Genomic DNA, 3,429 nt, shown 5'->3' with positions numbered 1-3,429 from the left:
AGTTATGCTAACCTGATGGGTCACAGTGCCCTTTTGTTGAATAAACCTGGTACTCCGTACATATTTGAAATCCTACGAATAAGACAACATTCAAAATTAAAGTCAATTTTTTAATGGGTCTATTTATAAACGAATGTTTTATTCCTAAGCAGCTAAAGGAATCAATTCTTGTATTTTATTAGGACAGTAAGACTCGTTTCGTCGTGCTATTCCTACAAAAATCCTTGCTAGTTTACCGACCAGTTTCATGATTAATTTCATTTTCTTTATCTTTTTAACCTTCACATTATGGGAATGTAGGGCTTTAAATTCAGGGTTATTCATCACAAGGCTCATAGTTGCTAAGTAGAGGAAGCGTCGTAGTCTTGACCTTCCACGCTTTGAAATCACAATCTGACCTTTCCATTTGCCTGAACTTGCTTCAGCTAGATGTAATCCCGCATGTCGTAATAGAGAGTTTCCGTGAGAGAATCCACTTAGATCTCCTGACTCACCGAGTATCCCAGCTAATGAAATTTCACTTATTCCTTTAATCATAAGTAGCTTTTTTGCAAATGGTATTTGGTTGAGAACTTCTTTAACTTGTTGTTCAACTCTTTCGAGTTGTTTTACAGCGAGGTCATATTCTTCCAATAATTGTTCTAGATGGAATTTATAAGCATCAAGTGCTTGTCCAGTTCCAATTGAAGATTTTGCTAGATTGATCAGTAATTGAGCTTTTTTAGGTCCTGGTTGTCTTTTCATTAATGACTTCCATCCCCTCATGACATCTAGTGGCTCCATTAAAGATATTTCATCTGGAGTTGGAAACAAACGAAGGGTTGCGATGGCCCCTTTGCACGAAACATCTTTAAACACTTGTCTCAGCTCTGGAAAGACAACATCTACCCATCGATTTATTTGATTAATAGACATAACGAGACGTTTTACAATCACATCACGATTAGACATTAACACTCTAAGCTTCTCAAATGATTCTGATGATGGGCGTATAAAGGAGTAATAACCGTTTTTGACCATATCCGCGATAACGAGTGCATCTTTTTTATCACTCTTAGATTGAGTATTATCACGATTTTCTTTATTCCTTTTTACTAAGTGGGGATTGACTGTTACTACCTCAATGTTTTGGTTATATAACCATTTTGATAGGTTAATCCAGTAATGGCCTGTAGGCTCCATATCTACTATTGCTGCATCTAAGTTTTTTAATCTTTTTAAATCTTGAATCCAGTTTAATAGTTTAACAAATCCCTCTTCATTATTTTCAAAAGTAATAGGGTCTCCGACTACAATTCCACGGAAGTTAACTGCTCTGGCAACGTGTAGTTGTTGAGCGATATCCACACCAACAATAAGATGTGTATCGGAAATTCTTTCTATTAGTTGATTTTGTTTGTCTTGCATTTTAAAATTCATAGTAGGGTTCCTCCTAAAGTTGTGAGTTAGAGTGGTGTCTATACTCATATCTTACTGAGGAGCCCTATTTTTTTCAAAGTCGAAAAATAGCGATCTACAGGAATGCTAACCTGCCCCGTTAGCTCAATAACAAAATAGGACCGCCACAGCGATCCCGTTCTTTAACTCTTGCACCCGTCAGTTGAATAAGAAATGGAGGAACTCAATTAAATTAAGTTCCTCCGTTACAATGAATATTTACAATTTAATCTATTTCGGCTTACACTCAAATGAATAATTACTTGAGAGATTATTATGGATTTCTAATATGACTTCTCCACCATTTTCATAACAGCCAGTGATGAGTAAATTTATTTCTTTAGTATTGAAATAACTATAGGCATGCGTTATAAAAGACACTCCAAATAAAGCGATAACGAAAAGCCATAAAACGCCTTTTAAATCCTTTTTTAAGGCTATGTTATACTCTAATGTTGATTTGTGACCATAAGAAAACCGCCTTTGTGAAAAGGCGGTTAATTGAGCTATCGTCTCCCGTTAGCGTAATCACCTTAAGTGACAAGGTCATCTTACCGTCTGATAAACGAGACCTATGGCTCCAGAATCAAAGGTCTGGTTTTCGATTAGCTTAAGATTGATCTTCTCCTTGAGACCTTGGAATAACGGCAATCCCTTACCGATCAGGACGGGAGAAACCGTAATTTTAAACTCATCAATTAAATCAAGCTGCATAAGGTGGTGTGCGAACCTAGGACTGCCGAGGATGACCATATCCTTGCCTGGCTGCTGTTTGAGGTTATTGATCTCCTCCTCGACATCTTCTTTCACGAGTCTGGAATTATTCCATTCGACTTTCTCCAGCGTCGTGGAAAAAACGATTTTGGCTGTCTTTTCGATCCACTCGGCATGATTCCGTTCATGCTGTGAAGCTGATGGGTTCGAAGGCACAGATGGCCAGTAACTGTGCATCATCTGATAAGTCCCACGTCCCCAAATGACAGTGTCGGCAGTACTCAGAATTTCTTTCGCGTGTTTCTCCAAATCAGCATCGTAGGAAACCCAGCCAATGTCCATTTCACCATTCGGCCCTTCTACGAAACCGTCAAGCGATGCGTGCAGAAATAGAACAAGTTTTCTCATTTTCAGTTCTCCTTTGTTCATGAGGAATATCTACATTATACATTAACTACATTTTAGCATAATTCAACTGGGGGTGTTTCTTATGGATTGCTAATCCCAAACCTGCCCGTTAGCCATCCATGCAGCACAAAATCAGTGCTGCACCACAGAGAATGAAAATGGTTAGGAAGTGTCAATACTGATACTGACCTTGATCCAGTCAACCCTAATCCATAGACTTATTAATGAACCCTCTCCTCTTTTTTTTAACGATTGAGCAGGGTCTTCTTAAGTTTTGTCATTTTTCTAATCTTGAAGAAACTTATTTTCATGGTAGTTGAAGAAAAAAGTGACACCCCCAACTTGAGGTAAAGCACCCCTTTTGTTCAATAATTCACATATATTAACTTATTCAACACAATCACCAAAAAACTTCTTCTTCAACTCCCTCAGTTTGATACGAATATCTCTCGAATGCTCACTTATTCGCAGGATTTCATAACCCTTGTAATTGGATTTACGGGTAATTGAAATGAGTTCAGATCATTTTGGCTTCGTGAAGGCATAGTTAAATAAAGGAGCCAACTACCACTCCATATTTTACCATATAACGCACATCTCCACGCCGCCCCTGGAGGCTTTCCCTCCCATGTCTCAACGGGTCAATTGCCCTCTCATTCCTTCGTCATGCCTATCCAAGGGGTGGAGGCCAGTTATGCTAAACTGATGGGTCACAGTGCCCTTTTGTTGAAGAAACCTGGTACTCCGTGCATATTTGAAATCCTACGAATAAGACAACATTCAAAATTTAAGTAACTATTTAACAATAAGACTTTTAGTTTTACTTCTATGCTGCTAATGGGATTGTTTCTTGTAATTTATTTGGACAAA

The 3,429-nt window shown here is 38.2% G+C and carries 2 protein-coding genes; both read right to left on the bottom strand.

All coding sequences use genetic code 11. The annotated features are described in order from the left end of the window. Nucleotides 1–144 precede the first annotated feature (144 nt). Complete coding sequence (locus TR08_RS19575; protein WP_045521114.1) at nucleotides 145–1,419, bottom strand: IS110 family transposase; 1,275 nt, start codon at nucleotides 1,417–1,419, stop codon at nucleotides 145–147. A gap of 564 nt (nucleotides 1,420–1,983) precedes the next feature. After that, a complete protein-coding gene (locus TR08_RS19570) occupies nucleotides 1,984–2,559 on the bottom strand; it encodes a dihydrofolate reductase family protein (protein ID WP_045521112.1) in 576 nt (191 codons plus the stop codon). Nucleotides 2,560–3,429 lie beyond the last annotated feature (870 nt).

Origin of the sequence: Neobacillus niacini, from assembly GCF_000759675.1 — a bacterium.
Taxonomy (GTDB): domain Bacteria; phylum Bacillota; class Bacilli; order Bacillales; family Cytobacillaceae; genus Neobacillus; species Neobacillus niacini_A.
The sequence above is the reverse complement of the archived record's forward strand: the minus strand, read 5'-3'. Positions and strand labels throughout refer to the sequence as shown.

What these genes read in the sequence shown, in the direction of transcription:
- TR08_RS19575 (WP_045521114.1), bottom strand. Translation starts at nt 1,419, where the DNA reads ATGAATTTTAAAATGCAAGACAAACAAAATCAACTAATAGAAAGAATT.
- TR08_RS19570 (WP_045521112.1), bottom strand. Translation starts at nt 2,559, where the DNA reads ATGAGAAAACTTGTTCTATTTCTGCACGCATCGCTTGACGGTTTCGTA.